Consider the following 18997-nt stretch of genomic DNA (forward strand, 5'->3'; position numbering starts at 1 on the left):
AAACGCTCGGCTGGAGAACTCCAGCCGAGCGTCTGCGTGATCTACTGACAACCGCATAGGCCATCAGGTGTTGCGAGGACTCCTAGAGACCGCCGTTCGGGAAGGGGCGGTGAACTTGTTCTTTGCAGGAAGCAAACGGTAAGGCCGTAGAGGCAGAGCGTCGGCAGTAGTGCAGATTTGTCCCCGTCGGCGGAGCACGCGGCACTTCCGCTCCTACTGGTTTAGAGAGTGGGGCGATCTCCCGGGGGTGATGAGGTGACGCAGGTGAGGCGAAATCTGGTTTTACTTAGACACCCGCTGTCTAAAGAAAACTGATTTCTGCCTCACCTGCGTCACCCGTCACCACCTCGGGTGCTGGTGCCCTACGCGGCTGCCCCAACGGGCTCAGCAAGTCGGACCCTGCTGCCCGCTGCGGGAGCGGTCTCGGGGGTCATGGTCAGTTCGTCCCGGAGCCCGGCCCACGACTCCACCGCGGAGTCAAGGTCCCCGGTCACTGCGAACGCCACCCGGCGCGTGTCGAGCGTCCGCCACCCGCCCCGCACGCCCTTACGGATCTCCAGCCGTGCCCCGGCGTCGAGCAGCAGCCGGCGGGCGTCATCATCCGACACGGCCCACAGATCGGCGAACGTCTCGTTCGTGTCGACCTTCTCGCGCGTCTCGGGACGGGCGGGGGTGTTCTCCAGAGTGACCATGCGGTTGTCGAGTGCTTCGCTACGGCTCTCCCACTCCAGCTTCGCCGCGTTCGACTTCTGGCGTCCGGCCTGTTCCTGGTGCGCCTTGTACTCGGCGAGGACGTGCGCGAGTTCCTGCGCCGGGTCGTACCCGGGCGTGATGATGGTCCGCTGTATCCGGATACGGCCGGTCAAGGCCAGGAACTCCCGCTCTACGTAGTCCTCGACCCAGTCAGCCCGGATCGTCATGGGGGCAGCGCACTTGACCCGCGTAAGGTGCCCGCCGCACGTGTACGCGCGCTGCTGCTTCTTGTTGGTCTGGTGGTACATGCGAGATCCGCACGTGCCGCAGTGGATCACCCGGAGCAACTTGGAAGCGTCCAAGGGGATGGCTCGGGGCTCGGTCCGCTTCCGGTCGTCGAACAGCTTCCCGATCACGTCGAACTCTTCGCGCGTCAGGATCGGGTCCTCGGTCGACAGGATCGGGGCACCCTCGGCATCCCGGATCGGGTCGCCGTTGTGCATCTTCCAGCCCAGTAGCGCAGGGTTCGTGAGGATCTTCTTAAGGACCGTGGGCACCCACTTGAACACGTCCCGGGTGTTGCTCTCGCCCTTCGCGCCGCCGGTCCTGCCTCCGGTCTTCCGGCCCTGGCTCACCGACCAGTGGTCCCGCGGGGTCGGAACCTTGTCGTGCTCCAGTTCCTGGCAAATCCGCGTGATGGTCTTGCCGTTCAGCATGTCCCGGATGATGCGAATGATGATCTTGACGGCGCTCTCGTCCTGCGCGAGCGTCTTGCCGACCCCGCCGTGTTCCGCGGGCATGGAAACGATCTTGTACCCGTAGGACGGGCGACCGCCCTTGAACCGGAACGGCATCTTGCGCATGGCAGCCTGCGCACCCATGACGCGCTCTTTGATGGACCACGCTTCCATCTCGGCAGCGAAAGCAAACTGATTGAGCATCATGCGCGTGATCGGGTCGAGCGGGTTACGGAAGTCGAATTGCTGCATCCCGCCGCCGACGCCCTCGGCGAAGATGATCATCTTTCGGTGCTTGCTCGCCCACTCGGCAAGGTTGTGCATGTCCTGCTGCGATCGGACGGCGCGGTCAAAGCGCCACCACACGATCACGTCGAAGCTGTCGGGGTCCGCGAGCCACTTGCCAAGCTCCGGACGTTCCCGCGGAGCGGTCTTGCTCGCCGACACGTCAAGGTCGACAGCTTCCCGGCGCTGGTCATCCTCGCCGAAGTCAATGTTGTTCATCTCGGCGGCGCGGTCGTTGGCCTCGCGCTGCCGTTCGGGGCTGGTGGTCTCGTCCGTCAGGACGGACAGTCGGATAGCCGAGACGCCCCGCAGGCGCCCGGAAAACACAGTGCCCTCGGTGCCGGGCAGGATCGCACTCGTCATACTCCCTTGGGAGTGGGGCGATACCTGCTGGTCGCGGGTAAGGGTGGCGGTCGACACCGGGGCTCACTCCAGAACCATGAATCCGGAGTGTTCGGGTCGGTGAGGACGTGCCAGGACGCCTCCGCAGGCTGACCGACGTCGACGAGTTCGGCCCCGGCGGCCAGGAGGCGTTCGAGCTCGGCGTCCTGATCGCGGTCGGTGGGATTGACGTCGATGTGCAGCCGGGCATTCCCGTTCTTCGGCTCGTCGTCGCGGATGAGGAAGATCGTCGGCTGCGGGCCGCCGAACCCTTCGCGCGGACCGATCTCGATGCAGCCCTCCGCTTCGCGATCGAGCTCGATGAAGTCCAGGACCTCGCACCAGAACCGCGCCAGCACCTCGGGGTCGCGGCACTTGAGCACGAGCTCACTGATACGGCACGCCATCGACGAAACCTACTCTCAGGACGGGAACCGCCGGGGCGGCCGCACGCGGTCTCGTGGGCTCCCTGAGGCGAGAACAGGCTCGTGACCGTACCAGGAGAGGTGGGTGGGGTCGATCGAATTCAGCCCTTCGCCCGGCCGGGCCACCGACCTGCCCGCCAACGGCCCGAGCAGCCGAACCGGCCCGCCGGATCATCCGACGGGCCGGCACAGGAGGAGGTTAGGGCTGGAACCAGGTCTGCTCGGGTCCGGCGTCGCAGCCCCACTGGATCACAGCGGCGCCGGAGACATGACTGCCGGCCCCGACCGCCGCGCACAGGCCGTTGAGGTTCTTCAGCTCCCACCCCCCGTAGGTGGGGTTCGCGACCAGTGTCCACCAGTGGTCGTTCCAGTCGCCGCAGGGCCATTGCATCAACTGGGTGTTCCAGGCGGTGGTGCCTCCTGGAACGGCGAGGCACATGGGGGTTCCCCTGACCGCGGTGCTGTTCGAGTTGACGACGTGGTAGTACGTCTCGCCGTTGACTATCTTGCTCGGCAATTGGTTGAGTGACCAGTACTGCTCCGTTGCCCCGTTGGTGCAATCCCACTGGATCACGCCGGCGCCGTTGTTGGCACTTGCGGCCCCGACGGCCATGCACTCGTTGGTGCTGTTCGTGTTCTTGAGGAAGTAGTACGTACCTGTGGCGGACGCGGTCGATGCCCCTGCGCCGACGATCAGCGCGGGTATGCAGATGCACAACGCGATGATCTTCGCGCCGGCCTTCCGAAGTTTGAGCATGGTTGCTGTCTCCTGACTTCGAGCGTCGTAGCCCTGGTTGAGGGCGCGAGACAGTTGACCGTCATGGCTGGGGCGCGTCCAGCCTTTCAGCAGAAGCGGAATGCTTCGGCTTCGATTCACTGTGAGTGGTCCACCGCTTGGAACGCCCCCGGGATCCGGCTGCTGGGCCGCTTCCGACTGTCGGCCACAAGGGCCACCGTGCCGCCGTAGTCGGTGCCCGCCACAAAACAAGCAGGCGTGATTGCTTTTTTCCGCGCCCGGTGCCACGCTGCTGCCCGACGGCGCTCGTGTGGGGGCGTCGCCAACCCGTCGGCAGGGGAGGCGCTTTGGCGCGCGAACGCTCGGTACTGCGGATCGGCAACGCCTCGGGGTTCTACGGGGACCGCTTCGCGGCGGTGCGGGAGATGCTCACCGGCGGGCCGCTGGACGTGCTCACCGGGGACTACCTGGCGGAGCTGACCATGCTCATCCTGGCCCGGGACCGGTTGAAGGACCCGTCCCTCGGCTACGCCCGGACGTTCCTGCGGCAGATGGAGGAGTGCCTCGGCCTGGCGCAGAAGCGCGGGGTGAGGATCGTGGTGAACGCGGGCGGGCTGAACCCGGCCCGGCTCGCCGCCGAACTGCGGAACCTGGCGGAGCGTCAGGGCCTCGTGGTGGCCGTCGCCCACGTCGAGGGGGACGACCTGCTGCCACGAAGGAGTGAACTCGGATTACCCGGAGGGCTGTTGGCCGCGAACGCCTACCTCGGCGGCTTCGGGGTGGCGGCCTGCCTGGCCGCGGGCGCCGAGGTGGTGGTCACCGGGCGGGTCACCGACGCCGCGCTGGTCGCCGGGCCCGCGATCGCCCACTTCGGCTGGACCCCGGCGGACCTCGACGCCCTCGCCGGTTCGGTGGTCGCCGGGCACGTGCTGGAGTGCGGCGCCCAGGCGACCGGAGGCAACTACGCGTTCTTCCGCGAGCACGACGTCACCCGCCCGGGCTTCCCGATCGCCGAACTGCACGCCGACGGCTCCAGCGTGATCACCAAGCACCCGGGCACCGGCGGCGCCGTCACCGTGGGCACCGTCACCGCCCAACTCCTGTACGAGACCGGCGGAGCGCGCTACCTGGGACCGGACGTCACCGCCCGGCTGGACACCGTGCGGCTCGCCGGGGACGGTCCGGACCGGGTCCGGATCGACGGGGTGCGCGGCGAGGCGCCGCCGCCCACGCTGAAGGTGGGCCTGAACCGGCTCGGCGGCCACCGCAACGAGGTGCTGTTCGTCCTCACCGGCCTCGACATCGAAGCCAAGGCCGACCTGGTGCGGCGGCAGTTCCTCGACGCCCTGCCGCCCGCCGCCCGGCCCGCCGAACTGCGCTGGACCCTCGCCCGGACCGACCACCCGGACGCCGACACCGAGGAGGCCGCCTCCGCGCTGCTCCGGCTGACCGCCCGCGACCCGGACCCGGCCAAGGTCGGGCGCGAACTGGGCAAGGCCGCCGTGGAGTTGGGGCTGGCCGGCTACCCGGGCTTCCACCTCACCGCCCCGCCCGGCCCCGGCGCGCCCTACGGGGTGTTCGCCGCCGCGTCCGTCGCCGCCGCGGCCGTCGAGCACACCGCCGTACTGCCGGACGGCCGCCGGCTCGCCGTCCCGCCGGCCCCGGTGACGAGCTGGCCGGCCGAGACCTCCGAAGAGCCGACGCTCCCCGACGCGCACCCCGACGCACCCCCCGCCGGCCCGCATCGCCGCGCCCCGCTCGGCCTGGTGGCCGGCGCCCGCAGCGGCGACAAGGGCGGCGACGCCAACCTCGGCGTCTGGGCCCGCTCCGAGGACGGCTGGCGCTGGCTCGCCCACACCCTCACCGTCGACAAGCTGCGCGAACTCCTCCCCGAGACCGCCGACTTGCCCGTCACCCGGCACCTGCTCCCGAACCTGCGCGCGGTCAACTTCACCCTCACCGGCCTGCTCGGCGAGGGCGTCGCCGCCCAGCACCGCTTCGACCCGCAGGCCAAGGCCCTCGGGGAGTGGCTGCGCTCCCGCCACCTCGACATCCCGGAGGCCCTGCTGTGACCGTGCTGCCCACCCGTGTCGACCCGACCGGGCCCGAGTACGCCGAGTACCGCGCCGCGATGCTCGCCAAGCTCGCCGGGCTGGACGCCGAGCACGCCAAGGCGCTGGCCGGCGGCGGTCCCAAGTACGTGGACCGCCACCGCGCCCGTGGCAAGCTGCTGCCGCGCGAGCGGATCGAGCTGCTGGTCGACCCGGACTCGCCGTTCCTGGAGCTCTCGCCGCTGGCCGCCTGGGGCAGCGACTACCCGGTGGGCGCGGCGCTGGTCACCGGCATCGGGGTGATCGAGGGCGTGGAGTGCCTGATCACCGCCAACGACCCGACCGTGCGCGGCGGCGCCAGCAACCCGTGGACCCTGCGCAAGGCCCTGCGTGCCAACGAGATCGCGTTCGACAACCGCCTCCCGGTGGTGAACCTGGTCGAGTCGGGCGGCGCCGACCTGCCCAGCCAGAAGGAGATCTTCATCCCCGGCGGCGCGCTGTTCCGCGACCTCACCCGGCTCTCCGCCGCCGGAATCCCCACCGTGGCCGTGGTGTTCGGCAACTCGACGGCCGGCGGCGCGTACGTCCCCGGCATGTCGGACCACACCGTGCTGGTCAGGGAGCGCGCCAAGGTGTTCCTCGGCGGCCCGCCGCTGGTCAAGATGGCCACCGGCGAGGAGGCCGACGACGAGTCGCTCGGCGGCGCCGAGATGCACGCCCGCACCTCCGGCCTGGCCGACCACTTCGCCGCGGACGAGGCGGACGCGCTGCGCCTGGCCCGCCGGATCGTCGCCCGGCTGGACCACCGCAAGCCCGGCCCCGCGCCGGACCGGCTCGCCGAGCCGCCGAAGTACGACGAGGAGGAGCTGCTGGGCATCGTCCCGGGCGACCTCAAGGTGCCCTTCGACCCGCGCGAGGTGATCGCCCGGATCGTCGACGGCTCCGACTTCGACGAGTTCAAGCCGCTCTACGGCACCAGCCTGGCCACCGGCTGGGCCCGGCTGCACGGCTACCCGGTCGGCGTGCTGGCCAACGCGCAGGGCGTGCTGTTCAGCGCGGAGTCCCAGAAGGCCGCCCAGTTCATCCAGTTGGCGAACCAGCGGGACATCCCGCTGCTGTTCCTGCACAACACCACCGGCTACATGGTCGGCCGGGCGTACGAGCAGGGCGGCATCATCAAGCACGGCGCGATGATGATCAACGCGGTCGCCAACTCCCGGGTGCCGCACCTGTCGGTGCTGATCGGCGCGTCCTACGGCGCCGGCCACTACGGCATGTGCGGGCGGGCCTACGAACCGCGCTTCCTGTTCGCCTGGCCGAGCGCCAAGTCCGCGGTGATGGGCCCGCAGCAGCTCGCCGGGGTGCTGTCGATCGTCGCCCGCCAGTCGGCCGCCGCGAAGGGCCAGCCGTACGACGAGGACGCGGACGCGGCGATCCGCGCCATGGTCGAGCAGCAGATCGAGGCCGAGTCGCTGCCGGTCTTCCTGTCCGGGCGGCTGTACGACGACGGCGTGATCGACCCGCGCGACACCCGTACGGTGCTCGGCCTGTGCCTGTCCGCGATCCACAACGCGCCGGTCGAGGGCGCGCGCGGCTACGGCGTCTTCCGGATGTGAGGGGCTCCCCAGATGATGATCACCAACCTGCTGGTCGCCAACCGGGGCGAGATCGCCCGCCGGGTCTTCCGCACCTGCCGGGCCCTGGGCGTCGCGACCACCGCCGTCCACTCCGATCCGGACGCCGGGGCCGCGCACGTCCGCGAGGCCGACGCGGCCGTCCGGCTGCCCGGCGCCGCGCCCGCCGACACCTACCTGCGCGCCGACCTGATCGTCCGCGCCGCGCTGGAGGCGGGGGCGGACGCCGTCCACCCCGGGTACGGATTCCTTTCCGAGAACGCCGAGTTCGCGCAGGCCGTGCTGGACGCCGGGCTGGTCTGGGTCGGCCCGCCGCCGGCCGCGATCGCCGCGATGGGCTCCAAGACGGCGGCCAAGCGGCTGATGGCCGCGGCCGGGGTGCCCGTGCTGGGCGCCCTGACCGACCCCACCGAGGCCGACCTGCCGCTCCTGGTCAAAGCGGCGGCGGGTGGCGGCGGACGCGGCATGCGGGTGGTGCGCACGCTCGCGGAGCTCCCCGGCGAACTGGCCGCCGCCCGCGCCGAGGCGGCGAAGGCCTTCGGCTCGGACGAGGTGTTCTGCGAGCGCTACCTGCCCGCCGGGCGGCACGTCGAGGTCCAGCTGCTGGCCGACGCGCACGGCACGGTCTGGGCGGTCGGCGACCGTGACTGCTCGCTCCAGCGGCGGCACCAGAAGGTGATCGAGGAGGCCCCCGCCCCCGGCCTGCCCGAGGCGGTGCGCGCCGGGCTGCACGCGGCGGCCGTCAGCGCCGCCCGGGCGATCGGCTACACCGGCGCCGGTACCGCCGAGTTCATGCTCACCGAGGACGGCCGGTTCCACTTCCTGGAGATGAACACCCGCCTCCAGGTCGAGCATCCGGTCACCGAGGCGGTCACCGGACTGGACCTGGTGGCGCTCCAACTCGCCGTCGCCGAGGGGGAGCGGCTGCCCGGGCCGGTCCCGCCGCCCGCCACCGGCTGCGCGATCGAGGCCCGGCTCTACGCGGAGGACCCGGCCAAGGACTGGCAGCCCGCCACCGGCACCCTGCACTGCCTCGAACTCACCGTGCCGTACCAGGAGTTCGGCGGCCGGGGCGTCCGGCTGGACTCCGGCGTGGCGGCCGGCGACGAGATCACCCCGCACTACGACGCGATGCTCGCCAAGGTGATCGCCTGGGCGCCGACCCGCGCCGCCGCCGCCCGCCGGCTGGCCGACGCGCTCGCCCGAGCGAAGGTCCACGGGCCCGCCACCAACCGGGAGTTGCTGGTCCGCGCGCTGCGGCACCCGGCCTTCCTGTCCGAACGCCTGCACACCGGCTTCCTGGCCGAGCACGCGGCCGAACTCACCGCTCCGGACGGCAAGGAGACCGTGCGCGCCGCCCTGGCCGCCGCCCTCGCCGACGCCGCCGCCCGCCGTGCCGCACCGCACGGCGCACTGCCGTCGGGCTGGCGCAACCTGCCCTCGCAGCCGCAGTCCAAGCGCTACCGTTCCGAGGACGGCGCCGAGTTGGAGGTCCGTTACCGCCTCACCCGCGACGGTCTGCGGGCCGAAGGCCACCCGCAGACCGAGCTCCTGGACGCCTCGCCCGAGCAGGTCACGCTGCGCGAGGGCGCCGTCCGGCGCGGCCACCGCGTCGCGCGCTACGGCGACCGGGTGTACGTCGACACCCCGAACGGCGCCATCGCGCTCACCGCCCTGCCGCGCTTCCCCGACCCCGCCGCTCGGGCGGACCCGGGCGCGCTGCTCGCCCCGATGCCCGGCACCGTCGTGCGCACCACCGCCGCCGTCGGCGACACCGTCACCGCCGGTCAGCCGCTGCTGGTCCTGGAGGCGATGAAGATGGAGCACCGCGTCACCGCCCCCACCGACGGCGTCCTGGTCGAGCTTCGCGCCGTCCCCGGCCGCCAGGTCGAACTCGGCACCCTGCTCGCCGTCGTGCAGCCCGAGGCCGGTCCCGCCGCCGAGCCGACCGCAACAGCCGCCGTCCAGCCCGCCGCCGAGCCGACCGCAACAGCCGCCGTCCAGCCCACCGCAGAAGCCTGAGGAAGGACCCCGCATGTCCACCATCGGCAGTCAGCTCATCGAGACCACAGAACGCCGGGCCCTGCGCCAGGCCGTCGGCGACCTCGGCCGCCGCTACGGCTCCGCCTACTACATGGCCAAGGCCCGGGCCGGCGAGCCCGCCGACGAGCTGTGGGCGGACGCGGGCAAGGCCGGCTACCTCGGCGTGAACCTGCCCGCCGAGTACGGCGGCGGGGGCGGCGGCATCACCGATCTGGCCATCGTGCTGGAGGAGTTGGGCTCGGCCGGCTGCCCGCTGCTGCTGCTCATCGTCTCCCCGGCGATCTGCGGCACCGTGATCGCCCGCTTCGGCACCGAGGAGCAGAAGCGGCGCTGGCTGCCCGGACTCGCCGACGGCAGCCGCAAGATGGCCTTCGGCATCACCGAGCCGGACGCCGGCTCCAACGCGCACCGGATCTCCACCGTCGCCCGCCGGGACGGCGGGGACTGGCTGCTGACCGGCCGCAAGGTGTTCGTCTCCGGCATCGACCACTGCGACGCCGTGCTGTTCGTCGCCCGCACCGACGACGCCCGCACCGGCAGGCTCAAGCCCTGTCTGTTCATCGTCCCGCGCGACGCCGCCGGCTTCGAGTACCGGGCGATACCGATGGAACTCGTCGCCCCCGAGAAGCAGTTCCAGGTCTTCCTGGACGACGTCCGGCTGCCCGCCGACGCCCTGGTCGGCGACGAGGACGCCGGCCTGCTGCAACTGTTCGCCGGCCTCAACCCCGAGCGCGTGCTGACCGCCGCGTTCTCCCTCGGCCTGGCCCGCCAGGCACTCGGCAAGGCCGTCGAGTACGCGAAGACCCGCACCGTCTGGTCCACCCCGATCGGAGCCCACCAGGGCCTGGCCCACCCGCTGGCCCAGTGCGCGGTGGAGATCGAGCTGGCCCGGCTGATGACTCAGAAGGCCGGACTGCTCTACGACGCGGGGGAGGACCTGGCCGCCGGGGAGGCCGCCAACATGGCCAAGTACGCGGCCGGCGAGGCCGCCGCCCGTACCGTCGACCAGGCGGTGCAGACCCTGGGCGGCAACGGCCTCACCCAGGAGTACGGGCTGGGCGCGCTGCTGGCCGCCACCCGGGTCGGCCGGGTCGCCCCGGTCAGCCGAGAGATGGTGCTCAACTACGTCGCCCAGCACACCCTCGGTCTGCCGAAGTCCTACTGAGGTGCGCCCTTCCGGGGGAGTACCGGGGGAGCACCGGGGGAGTGCCGGGGGAGCGCCGGACGCGCCCGCGATGGGTCACCAGAGGGACATCTCGGCGAACTTTGCAGTGGCGGACTTCGCGGTCCGTATGCTCCTTTTCGTACCCTCGGCCGACCTGTCACCGGGCCCGTCCATGCGTCAACTACCTTCGTGGAGGCTTACTTTGGTGTTCCGCAGCGAATTCCCGGACGTGCCGGCGGTGGACCTGCCGATCCATGACGCGGTGCTCGGCGGCGCCGCGGCGTACGGTGACCGGCCGGCCCTGATCGACGGCGTCACCGGGGAGTGCGTGGGCTACGCGCGGCTCGCCGCCGGCGTCGAGCGGGTGGCCGCCGGGCTGGCCGGCGCCGGGGTGCGCCAGGGCGACGTGGTGGCGCTGTTCAGCCCCAACACGATCGGCTTCCCGCTGGCCTTCTACGGCGCCACCCGGGCCGGCGCCACCGTGACCACGGTGTCCTCGATGGCCACGCCCGGAGACCTGGCCGGGCAGCTGGGCGACAGCGGCGCCCGCTGGCTGGTGACCGTCTCCCCACTCCTGCCGACGGCCCGCAAGGCCGCCGGACTGCTCGCCGAGCAGGGCCGCCCGCTGGCCGAGATCCTCGTTCTGGACGGCGCCGAGGGCCACCGCTCGCTCGCCAACCTGCTGGCCGCCACCGGCCCCGCCCCCGGCATCGCCGTCGAGCCGGGCCGGGATGTCGCCGTGCTGCCGTACTCCAGCGGCACCACCGGGCTGCCCAAGGGGGTGATGCTCACCCACCGCTCGATCGCCACCAACCTCGCCCAGTGCGACGCCCTGTACCGGCCCGCCGTGGGCGAGCGGGTGCTCGCCGTGCTGCCGTTCTTCCACATCTACGGCCTGACCGCGCTGCTCAACCAGCCGCTGCGCTGCGGCGCCACCGTGGTGGTGCTGCCCCGCTTCGACCTGGAGCAGTTCTGCCGCACCATCGAGGAGCAGCGGGTGCAGGCGCTGGTGGTCGCCCCGCCGATCGCGCTCGCCCTGGCCAGGCACCCGGTCGTGGACCGCTTCGACCTCTCCTCCGTCGAGTACCTGCTGTGCGCGGCCGCTCCGCTGGATCCGGAGCTCGCCGCCGCCTGCGCCCGCCGCCTGGGCCTGCCGCACCTGCTCCAGGGCTACGGCATGACCGAGCTGTCCCCGGTCACCCATGTGGTCTCCCCGCTGGAGCGCGACCCCTCGCCCGGTTCGGTGGGGCGGATGATCCCCTCCACCGAGCTGCGGGTCACCGCCCTGGACGGCACCGGCGGCGACCTCGGGCCCGGCGAGCACGGTGAGCTGCTGATCCGCGGCCCGCAGGTGATGAAGGGCTACTTCGGCCGCCCCTCCGAGACCGCCGCAGTGGTCGACGCCGAGGGCTGGCTGCACACCGGCGACGTCGGCTTCGTCGACGACCGGGGCTACCTCTACATCGTCGACCGGGTGAAGGAGCTGATCAAGTACAAGGGCCACCAGGTCGCCCCCGCCGAGCTGGAGGCCGTGCTGCTCGGCCACCCTCAGATCGTCGACGCCGCCGTGATCGGCGTCCCGGACGCCGACGGCACCGAGTGCCCCAAGGCCTTCGTGGTCCGTGCTCCGGGCAGCGGCCTGAGCGCGGAGGACGTCACCGGCTTCGTGGCCGGGCTGGTGGCCCCGTACAAGAAGGTCCGCGCGGTGGAGTTCGTCGAGGCCGTCCCCAAGTCCGCGGCCGGCAAGATCCTCCGCCGCGAGCTGCGAGCCCGCGAGGCCGAGCGCCGTGCGGCGTCCGCGACCGCGGCCGCCGCGCCCACCGCCCCCGAGGCCGCCCGCTGAGCGGCCGGGCCCCCGGCGGCCGAAGACCGGCGCCCGTCTGTGAGGATCGACCCGCCGAGCACGGCGGGCTCGCCGAGCACGGCGGGCCCGCCGACCGCGACGGGCCCGCCAGGCACGATCGGCCCGCCGAGCCTCCACCGGAACAGGAACCGCCGCCAGCCATGACCAGCCACCCCGCCGCCCGCACCCCGCAGCAGGACCGCAGCCGCGCGACCCGCGCCCGGCTGCTCGCGGCGGCCGTGGACTGCCTGGCCGAGCTCGGCTGGCACGGTTCCACCGTCACCGTGGTCGCCGAGCGCGCCGGAGTCTCCCGGGGCGCCGCCCAGCACCACTTCCCGACCCGCGAGGACCTGTTCACCGCGGCCGTCGAACACGTCACCGCCGAGCGGCTGGCCGCCGTCCGCGCCCACACGGACGAGCTGCCGGCCGCCGGCCCCGACCGCACCCGGGCCGTCGTCGACATGATCGTGCGCCTCTACACCGGTCCCCTGTTCCGCGCCGCCCTGCACCTGTGGACGGCCGCCGCCACCGAGGAGCCGCTGCGCGAGCGGATCGTCGCCCTGGAGGGGCACGTCGGCCGGGAGGCCCACCGGGCCGCCGTCGAGTTCCTGGACGCCGACGAGACCCGCCCCGGCGTGCGCGAGTCCGTGCAGGCCACCCTCGACCTCGCCCGCGGGCTGGGCCTGGCCAACCTGCTCACCGACGACAGCGTTCGACGATCCGGCGTGATCCGGCAGTGGACGGGCGTTCTGGAGAGTACGCTGCGGCCGGTACGCCCATGACGCCCGTACAACCGGAGCGACCGGACGACCCCTGACCAAGGGGTCGCCGGGCGGCCGATGTCCGTGCAGTCTGGAGAAGAATCCCGGCCGGCACGGACCGCGAGGCCCCACCCGGCCGGGGCACGAGCCGAACCGGGGTGCTGCCTGATCATGCACGGAAACGAGTGGGACGTGACCTCCGCCGCCGGCCCCGCACCGGGCGGCCTCCCCGTACGCCCCGAAGGCCACCGACTCGTCCCGCTCGCGACGGCCCTGCTCCAGGGCGACGGCCTGATCCTGCACTGGAGCGAGGACGCCGAGGCGCTGCTCGGCTACTCCGCCGAGGAGGCCGTCGGCAGCTACGCCGCCCAGCTGCTCACCGACGGCACCGACCGCCCCGAGGTGCTGTCCCTGTTCGAACACATCATGAGCGGCACCGGCTGGTCCGGCGTCTTCCCGGTCCGCCACCGCGACGGCCACAAGGTCGACCTGGAGTTCCGCACCTTCCCGATCGCTGGCCCGGCCGGCACCCTGCTGCTGCTCGCCACCGCCTCCGACACCCGCGCCCTGCACGCGGTCGAGGCCGACCTCGCCGTCCTGGACGGCATCTTCGGCCGCTCACCGATCGGCATGGCCGTCTACGACACCGAGCTGCGCTACGTCCGGCTCAACGAGGCACTCGCCCGGATGAACGGCGTCCCGGTCGCCGCCCACCTCGGCCGCCGGATACCGGCGGTGCTGCCAGGCATCAACAGCGTCGAGATCGAGCAGACCATGAGACAGGTGCTCAAGAGCGGTAAGCCCGTGGTGGACGCCCGCTCCCACGGCCGGGTGCCCGGCGACCCCAAGCGCGACCGCGCCTGGTCCGCCTCCTACTTCCGGCTGGAGGACTCCACCGGCCGGGTCTTCGGCGTCTGTTCCTCGATCATCGACGTCACCGAGCGCTTCCAGGCCGAGGCCCGCGCCGCCCGCGCCCAGGAGCGGCTCGCCACCATCGCCGAGGCCACCGCCCGGATCGGCACCACCCTCGACCTCCAGCGCACCGCCGAGGAGCTGATCGAGGCTGTCGTCCCCCGGTTCGCCGACTTCGCCACCGTCGACCTGCTGGAGCCGGTGCTGCGCGGCGCGGAACCCACCGCCATCCCCTCCGACCGGACGATCACCCTGCGTGCCGTCGCGGTCGGCGAGTCCTACGAGTCGGGCCTCGCGCACGCCGTGGACACCGTCGGCGAGGCCTCCGAGTACGCCCCCGACCGCAGCTACACCCAGTGCCTGCGCAGTGGCCGCCCCCTGCTGCGCTCCCACGTGGACGCCGAGGTGCTGCGCGGCCTGGTCGCCAGCGACGACCGGGTCGCCCCCGGCATCGCGGCGGGCATCCACTCGTACCTGATGGTGCCGCTCACCGCCCGGGGCATGGTGCTCGGCGGCTCCGAGTTCATCCGGATGCGCAACCCCGAGCCGTTCAGCGACGCCGACGTGGCGCTCGCCGAGGAACTGGTCGCCCGCACCGCGCTGGCCATCGACAACGCCCGGCTCTACCGGCGCGAGCGGGAGACCGCGCTCACCCTCCAGCGCAGCCTGCTGCCGCAGGAGATCCACCGCACCCTTGGCCTGGAGATCGCCTACCGCTACCTGCCCAGCAGCGTGGTGAGCGAGGTCGGCGGCGACTGGTTCGACGTCGTGCCGCTGTCCTGCGGCCGGGTCGCCCTGGTGGTCGGCGACGTGATGGGCCACGGCATCCGGGCCGCCGCCACGATGGGCCAGCTGCGCACCGTCGCCCGGACGCTCGCCACCCTCGACATGCCGCCCGAGCAGGTCCTCACACGGTTGGACGAGACCGCCTCGGGCATCGGCGAGGGCCAGTTCGCCACCTGCATCTGCGCGGTCTACGACCCGCTGGAGCGCACCGTCCAGATCGCCTCGGCCGGCCACCTGCCGCCGATCTGGGTCGCCCCCGACGGTACCGCCCGCAGGGTCGAGGTGCCGCCCGGAGTGCCGCTGGGCGTCGGCGGGGTGGCCTTCGAGTCGATCGAGTTCACCCTGCCCGAGGGCGGCATGGTCACCCTCTACACGGACGGACTGGTCGAGCGGCGCGGCCAGGACCTCGACGACGGCATCGACCTGCTGGCCGACACCCTCGCCGGGCCCGGCCGGACCCTGGAGGAGAACTGCGACGCCGTCCTCGCCGCCCTGGTCACCGACGGTACCGAGGACGACATCGCGATGATCATGGCGCGAGTGCTGCCGCTGCCCACCGACCGGATCGCCACCCTCCCGCTCACCGGCGGCGGCCGGCTGCCCGGCAAGGCCCGCCGCTTCACCCGCGCCACCCTGGACGCCTGGGGCCTGACCGCCCTCTCCGACTACGCCGAGCTGCTGGTCAGCGAGCTGGTCACGAACGCCCTGCTGCACGCCGACGCCCCGCGGCGGCTGCGGCTGTTCCGCGACCGGGTGCTCACCCTGGAGGTCTCCGACGCGGGCGGGGCGGCTCCGCAGCTGCGCCCCTTCGCCGAGCAGGACGAGGGCGGGCGCGGCATGTTCCTGGTCAGCGAGCTGGCCCAGCGCTGGGGCAGCCGGCTGACCAGGGACGGCAAGGTGGTCTGGGCCGAGCTGGAACTGCCCTTCGGGGCTGCTTAGTTCCCCGTCAGCGCGGGTTGGTCCCCGGTCAGTGCGCTTCCCCGGTCAGTGCGCGGCGAGCGGGTAGTGGTCGGAGAGGTCGGTGTAGGTGTAGCTCTTGCCCCAACTGCTCACCGTCCACGGCGCGCTGTGCGTGCGCAGGACCTGGTTGGTGTACTGCTGCGGGCGGGCGTGGTCGGCCCGGTAGAGCACGTAGTCCAGGTCCTCCTTGGGCTCGCCCGGGTAGCGGTAGGCGGCGATGGAGTTGTCGGCGGTGTCGAAGGAGTACGGCCAGCCCGTGCGGGCGGAGGCCGGCGCCAGGTTGGCGTTGTCCAGCAGGGCCTGGTACTCGGAGCCGTGCGAGTCGATGTTGAGGTCACCGGCGAGCAGGATCGGCTCGTTCGCCGGGATCTGCTTGGCGTCCAGGAAGCCGCGCATGGCGGTGAGCTGCTTGGCCCGGATGGCGGCCGGCTGGCCGTTGGAGCAGCCCGAGTCGGTGGACTGCAGGTGGGTGCCGACCACGTGGGTGCGCTGGCCGTTCACGTTCAGGACGGCGTAGACGAAGCCCTTGTTCGAGAAGTAGTCCGAGCCGCAGGCGTCCTTGTAGACGTACTGCTCCTTGCGCAGGATCGGCCACTTGCTGAGCAGCGTCACGCCGCCGTCCTCGGGGGTGGTGGAGCTGTAGCTGCCGGAGGTCGCGTCCCAGCCGCTGGTGGAGCGGCCGACGACCGGGGTGTGGTACGGGTAGGCGGCCGAGGCCTTGGCGGTCAGGGCGTCGGAGGCCGCGTTGTCGAAGGCCTCCTCCAGGACGACCACGTCGTGGCCCTGGAAGAAGTCCGCCGAGGCGATCGCCTGCGCCCGGTGCTCCTGGCCCCAGTTGGGGTAGAGGGTCGTGCTCATCAGGAACGTGTTGTACGTGAGGACGTCCAGCGCGGGCGCGGTGACCGGGGCGGTCTCGGTCGTGGCGCCGGTGGCGGCCGTGGCGGGGGCGGCGGCGAGCGCGCCGAGCACGGCGGCGGCAGCGCAGGCGGCGGCGGCCTTGCGGAGGGACGACAGCGGCATTGGGGCTCCGTGAGGGTATGACGTGAACGCGACGGTCAGCGGATGGTGTACATCCAACGTCGCCGCCCGCACGGTGCACAAGACCGCGCAAGAGCATTCGGTGAACGCAGTTGAAACACTGTCACCGCCCAGAACGCGCGAACCCCACCACCCGCTGAGGGTGGTGGGGCTCGCGAGAGTTGTGCGCGTCAGACCTCGCCGAACTCGCCGGCCTGGACAGCGGCGACGAACGACGACCAGGCGTCGGAGGGGAAGACGAGGGCAGGACCCTCGGGGTCCTTGGAGTCACGGACGGGCGTCAGGCCAGGGAAGTTCGGAGCTACCTCAACACAAGTGCCACCGTTGTTGCTGTAGCTGGACTTGAACCATGTGGCGCCGGATAGGTCTACAGGGGCGATCATGATGTTCCTCTCACGCCTTGCACTTTCGGATCAGCTCCAGTGACGCAGCCTTCGAGAGCGCTTCCACTTGGAGCTGGTGGCATTCCCGCTCCCAAGCTTGAGCAGTCTCGGCGTCCCGCGAGAGGAAGCCGCGCAGCTGGCACTCCGAGTATGCCAGGAGTTTGCGATCCGCCAGGGTCAGCAAGGTAACAACCATGGTGAACGGCAGCTCTTCTGCAAGAGAGAACGGCGCCACTTGGATCGTGATGTTCGGACGAGTGGCGAGGTCTTCAAGGTGCGCAAGCTGCCGAGCCATGACCTTGCGCCCGCCCACCGGTCGTAGAAGGGCGCCCTCGTCCAGGACGAAGTGGAGCCGGGGCGCAGGCTGCCGGGCAAGTAGCTTCTGGCGCGTGGCAAGGAAGTCGAGCCGATCCGCAGCCTGCTCCTCGGTGACGCTGCCGCGCCGCACGGCGGCCGAGGCGAAGGCTGCGGCGTACTCCGTTGTCTGCGCCAGGCCAGGCACGATGCCCAGTTCGAAGTGGTTGATGCTCAGGGCCTTCGCTTCTTGCTGGGCGTACTCGGGAAACCCTTCCAGCAACGATGAGCCGCTGAGACTCCAGTACGTCAGTTCTAGTGTTCCACCGGCACCAAGGGCCCGGTCGGCTTGTACGACCCAGTCGAGTGTGGGACTGCGTGTCCCTCGTTCGAGGTTGGAGATCTGACTGTCACTCAAGTTCGTCATCGCCCCGAGGTCGGTCTGTGTGAGCCCCGCCGCCTTGCGCAGCCTGCGGAGTTGTGCGCCGAAGGCCTTGAGGGGTGATGCGGACGGGTCCAGCTCGGTCTCGCGCATGATCAGACCTCCGTTGCATTCCTTATCCCACAGGGGATTTCGTCAAGTGGAGAACCCTTCCGATCGTAGAGGCTGTCGCGCCACCATGGCTACACCAAGTGACACGCCAAGAGCGAAGCGCTACGGAGACCCCCATGCCCGAAAACCTGAAATCCGCGCTGCCCGACTTCGTCCGCAACGAGGTGGTGCGGGACCTGAAGCACCGTGACGACGACGGCAAGCCGAAGGAGGGGGTCTTCATGGAGATCCTCTGCGGGGCGGCCTTCCTGAGGCCGCTCGGCGCGGGGTGCGAGTGGACGACCGGGCCCGATCAGCTGCGACGGTGCGACCCCAGGGAGATCGCGCCGGGTACGGGGAGCAGCCCGCAGCGTCGGCCGATGTTTCCGGAGCCGGCGTGACCTCGGGGGAGATGCTGCTCGCCGGGCTGCACGTCAGCTCGTTGGCGGCCGGCGGTTTTACCGCTGTGGTCAACGGCTGCCGCGCCGCTGTCGGCCGAACCGCGAACCGGACCGACAAGCTCCCGCCACCGCGCCGCGAGTGCTCATCCCGCGCGGTGGCGGGGTTCAACGCCCGTCCGTGACAGGCAATCACGGACGGGCGCCGGCAGGCCTACCTCCCCTGCCGGCCGGCTCCGAGGGCGCGTTGGTGCCAGACCCTCGCCGAGCCACACCGCTCCCCGCCAGAGCAGGCTCTGGCGGGGAGCGGCCGCACAGCCCCGCCCCGGGGACGGTCAACCTGTTCGGTCAGCCGAATGCCCGGGGCTGGTCTGCAACACCGCCAATGCTGGGCGTCGCTTCTTGGCGCCCCCAAGTCCCCTTCCGGGCTGGTATGCCGGCCGGAGGGTTGCACCACCCGTCGCATCAATCAACTGCACGAAAGGAGCACTTGATGACCACCATCACCGAGCCCACGAGGGTCCCGTTCGGGGCCCTGGCCGTCCAGCCGCCGTACGTCGTCACCATCGACCCGTCGGAGTTCACGTACGACCCCGAGCTCCAGGTCAACGTGATGAACTCCGACGGCTCGCTGTGGGCCGAGACCCCGGTGGCCGCGTCCAGCACCGCCACGAACAAGGACTCGACCACGGGCGCCGACGAGGGGCCCGACCCGTACGCGTTCCCCGGCGACCAGGTCGCGTAACCGGTGTCCGCACAGCACGGAACCGTTCTGGTGGTCGCTGAGGACCTGGACCCGAGCGCGGATCTGGTGGTGCACGCTCTCAACGAGCGACACGTGCCGGTGGGTGCGGTTCGTTTCGAGTGAAGCTGCTGATCAAGCAGTGAGGGTGTAGTTCTGCTGATCGGGGGTGGGATAGAGGCGCTCGTGCTCGTGGGC

Annotated in this window: 15 protein-coding genes; 9 read left to right on the plus strand and 6 right to left on the minus strand. The window is 71.6% G+C overall.

The features are described from left to right. Positions 1-362: 362 nt before the first annotated feature. The 3 genes from ACIPLC_RS37125 to ACIPLC_RS37135 all read right to left on the minus strand — a co-directional run bounded on the left by ACIPLC_RS37125 (position 363) and on the right by ACIPLC_RS37135 (position 3278). On the minus strand, positions 363-2078 hold the full coding sequence (locus ACIPLC_RS37125) for a recombinase family protein (protein WP_400477476.1): 1716 nt from the start codon (positions 2076-2078) through the stop codon (positions 363-365). Further along, a complete protein-coding gene (locus tag ACIPLC_RS37130; protein ID WP_400477477.1) occupies positions 2075-2503 on the minus strand; it encodes a VOC family protein in 429 nt (142 codons plus the stop codon). The genes ACIPLC_RS37125 and ACIPLC_RS37130 overlap by 4 nt, the downstream gene beginning before the upstream one ends. A 217-nt stretch (positions 2504-2720) precedes the next feature. Then, positions 2721-3278 (minus strand): RICIN domain-containing protein, encoded by a 558-nt coding sequence (locus ACIPLC_RS37135; protein WP_400477478.1) that lies wholly within the window; start codon positions 3276-3278, stop codon positions 2721-2723. A 326-nt stretch (positions 3279-3604) separates the two neighbouring features. Here ACIPLC_RS37135 and ACIPLC_RS37140 point away from each other — a divergent pair, with 326 nt between their 5' ends. The 7 genes from ACIPLC_RS37140 (at position 3605) to ACIPLC_RS37170 (ending at position 15391) form a co-directional block, all read left to right on the plus strand. Next, a complete protein-coding gene (locus ACIPLC_RS37140; protein ID WP_400477479.1) occupies positions 3605-5329 on the plus strand; it encodes an acyclic terpene utilization AtuA family protein in 1725 nt (574 codons plus the stop codon). After that, positions 5326-6924: an acyl-CoA carboxylase subunit beta gene (locus tag ACIPLC_RS37145; RefSeq protein ID WP_400477480.1), complete on the plus strand. Its 1599-nt coding sequence runs from the start codon at positions 5326-5328 to the stop codon at positions 6922-6924. Before ACIPLC_RS37140 ends, ACIPLC_RS37145 begins: the two co-directional genes overlap by 4 nt. Before the next feature lie 15 nt (positions 6925-6939). Beyond that, positions 6940-8964 (plus strand): acetyl/propionyl/methylcrotonyl-CoA carboxylase subunit alpha, encoded by a 2025-nt coding sequence (locus tag ACIPLC_RS37150; protein ID WP_400477490.1) that lies wholly within the window; start codon positions 6940-6942, stop codon positions 8962-8964. Positions 8965-8977: 13 nt separating this feature from the next. Next, positions 8978-10150 carry an acyl-CoA dehydrogenase family protein gene (locus ACIPLC_RS37155; RefSeq protein WP_400477481.1) on the plus strand — a complete coding sequence of 391 codons (1173 nt, stop codon included), beginning with the start codon at positions 8978-8980 and terminating at the stop codon, positions 10148-10150. A 202-nt stretch (positions 10151-10352) separates the two neighbouring features. Beyond that, the gene (locus tag ACIPLC_RS37160; protein WP_400477482.1) at positions 10353-11993 is read left to right on the plus strand and encodes an AMP-binding protein; all 1641 of its coding nucleotides are present in this window, start codon (positions 10353-10355) and stop codon (positions 11991-11993) included. Positions 11994-12154: 161 nt separating this feature from the next. Continuing rightward, positions 12155-12775 (plus strand): TetR/AcrR family transcriptional regulator, encoded by a 621-nt coding sequence (locus tag ACIPLC_RS37165; RefSeq protein ID WP_400477483.1) that lies wholly within the window; start codon positions 12155-12157, stop codon positions 12773-12775. Positions 12776-12925: 150 nt separating this feature from the next. Further along, positions 12926-15391 (plus strand): SpoIIE family protein phosphatase, encoded by a 2466-nt coding sequence (locus ACIPLC_RS37170; RefSeq protein WP_400477484.1) that lies wholly within the window; start codon positions 12926-12928, stop codon positions 15389-15391. Positions 15392-15436: 45 nt separating this feature from the next. Here ACIPLC_RS37170 and sph read toward each other — a convergent pair whose 3' ends face one another. The 3 genes from sph to ACIPLC_RS37185 form a co-directional block, all read right to left on the minus strand. After that, positions 15437-16432, minus strand: a complete 996-nt coding sequence (gene sph / locus ACIPLC_RS37175) for a sphingomyelin phosphodiesterase (protein ID WP_400477485.1) — start codon at positions 16430-16432, stop codon at positions 15437-15439. Positions 16433-16620: 188 nt separating this feature from the next. After that, positions 16621-16833: a DUF397 domain-containing protein gene (locus tag ACIPLC_RS37180; protein WP_400477486.1), complete on the minus strand. Its 213-nt coding sequence runs from the start codon at positions 16831-16833 to the stop codon at positions 16621-16623. Between the two features lie 10 nt (positions 16834-16843). Continuing rightward, the gene (locus tag ACIPLC_RS37185; RefSeq protein ID WP_400477487.1) at positions 16844-17662 is read right to left on the minus strand and encodes a helix-turn-helix domain-containing protein; all 819 of its coding nucleotides are present in this window, start codon (positions 17660-17662) and stop codon (positions 16844-16846) included. Positions 17663-17796: 134 nt separating this feature from the next. Here ACIPLC_RS37185 and ACIPLC_RS37190 point away from each other — a divergent pair, with 134 nt between their 5' ends. Both ACIPLC_RS37190 and tgmA read left to right on the plus strand, forming a co-directional pair. Beyond that, positions 17797-18060 carry a hypothetical protein gene (locus ACIPLC_RS37190; RefSeq protein WP_400477488.1) on the plus strand — a complete coding sequence of 88 codons (264 nt, stop codon included), beginning with the start codon at positions 17797-17799 and terminating at the stop codon, positions 18058-18060. A 490-nt stretch (positions 18061-18550) separates the two neighbouring features. Beyond that, positions 18551-18802, plus strand: a complete 252-nt coding sequence (tgmA, locus tag ACIPLC_RS37195; RefSeq protein WP_400477489.1) for a putative ATP-grasp-modified RiPP — start codon at positions 18551-18553, stop codon at positions 18800-18802. Positions 18803-18997 lie beyond the last annotated feature (195 nt).

The sequence above is a fragment of the Kitasatospora sp. NPDC086801 genome, assembly GCF_044745805.1.
Taxonomy (GTDB): Bacteria; Actinomycetota; Actinomycetes; order Streptomycetales; family Streptomycetaceae; genus Kitasatospora.

Excerpts from the sequence above, each read along its gene's own strand:
- sph (WP_400477485.1), bottom strand. The coding sequence starts at position 16,432 with ATGCCGCTGTCGTCCCTCCGCAAGGCCGCCGCCGCCTGCGCTGCCGCC.
- ACIPLC_RS37185 (WP_400477487.1), bottom strand. The coding sequence starts at position 17,662 with ATGCGCGAGACCGAGCTGGACCCGTCCGCATCACCCCTCAAGGCCTTC.
- ACIPLC_RS37170 (WP_400477484.1), top strand. The coding sequence starts at position 12,926 with ATGCACGGAAACGAGTGGGACGTGACCTCCGCCGCCGGCCCCGCACCG.
- ACIPLC_RS37130 (WP_400477477.1), bottom strand. The coding sequence starts at position 2,503 with ATGGCGTGCCGTATCAGTGAGCTCGTGCTCAAGTGCCGCGACCCCGAG.
- ACIPLC_RS37150 (WP_400477490.1), top strand. The coding sequence starts at position 6,940 with ATGATCACCAACCTGCTGGTCGCCAACCGGGGCGAGATCGCCCGCCGG.
- ACIPLC_RS37180 (WP_400477486.1), bottom strand. The coding sequence starts at position 16,833 with ATGATCGCCCCTGTAGACCTATCCGGCGCCACATGGTTCAAGTCCAGC.
- tgmA (WP_400477489.1), top strand. The coding sequence starts at position 18,551 with ATGACCACCATCACCGAGCCCACGAGGGTCCCGTTCGGGGCCCTGGCC.
- ACIPLC_RS37125 (WP_400477476.1), bottom strand. The coding sequence starts at position 2,078 with ATGACGAGTGCGATCCTGCCCGGCACCGAGGGCACTGTGTTTTCCGGG.
- ACIPLC_RS37190 (WP_400477488.1), top strand. The coding sequence starts at position 17,797 with ATGCCCGAAAACCTGAAATCCGCGCTGCCCGACTTCGTCCGCAACGAG.
- ACIPLC_RS37135 (WP_400477478.1), bottom strand. The coding sequence starts at position 3,278 with ATGCTCAAACTTCGGAAGGCCGGCGCGAAGATCATCGCGTTGTGCATC.
- ACIPLC_RS37165 (WP_400477483.1), top strand. The coding sequence starts at position 12,155 with ATGACCAGCCACCCCGCCGCCCGCACCCCGCAGCAGGACCGCAGCCGC.
- ACIPLC_RS37155 (WP_400477481.1), top strand. The coding sequence starts at position 8,978 with ATGTCCACCATCGGCAGTCAGCTCATCGAGACCACAGAACGCCGGGCC.